The organism is Nostoc sp. PCC 9305, from assembly GCF_963920915.1.
In the GTDB taxonomy this organism is placed as follows: domain Bacteria; phylum Cyanobacteriota; class Cyanobacteriia; order Cyanobacteriales; family Nostocaceae; genus Nostoc.
In genome coordinates, this window is the sequence record NZ_CAWUDN010000274.1 from 1 (window position 1) to 479 (window position 479).

The window sequence follows — 479 nt, forward strand, 5'->3', positions numbered from 1 at the left end:
AAGAAAAGGTGACAGTATCTAAATTATTAGACTCTAGAAGTATATTCAGGTGCAAGACAAGGAGGTAAAATAGCTCAAAATACTTGCATCACTGTGGAAAAAAGCGGCGTAGGGTATTATTAGGCACTATGTACCGAAGAGAAGAATCAACTCCAATTCCACCGTCAGACTTTGACCTGCCATTTGAGGGAAAGTTGTCATCAGATAATCGGTGGGTAATCATGGCTGATTTAATACCCTGGGCAGAATTTGAATCGGAATATTCTTCCATATTCTCCGCAGAAATGGGAGCGCCAGCAAAATCATGGAGGATAGCATTAGGTGCATTAATAATTAAAGAGAAACTAGGTATAAGCGACAGGGAAACAGTAGAACAAATCAAGGAGAATCCTTATCTACAGTACTTCATAGGGATGTCATCTTATAGTAATGAAACTCCATTTGACGCATCGATGTTAGTACATTTTCGGGAAAGAATT

Annotated in this window: 1 protein-coding gene; it reads left to right on the top strand. The window is 38.8% G+C overall.

Annotated features, from left to right (window positions below):
* Positions 1 to 128: 128 nt before the first annotated feature.
* Positions 129 to 479, top strand: a 351-nt coding sequence (locus ACM0OX_RS35750; protein WP_414519954.1) for a transposase, incomplete at its 3' end; no start/stop codon positions are given.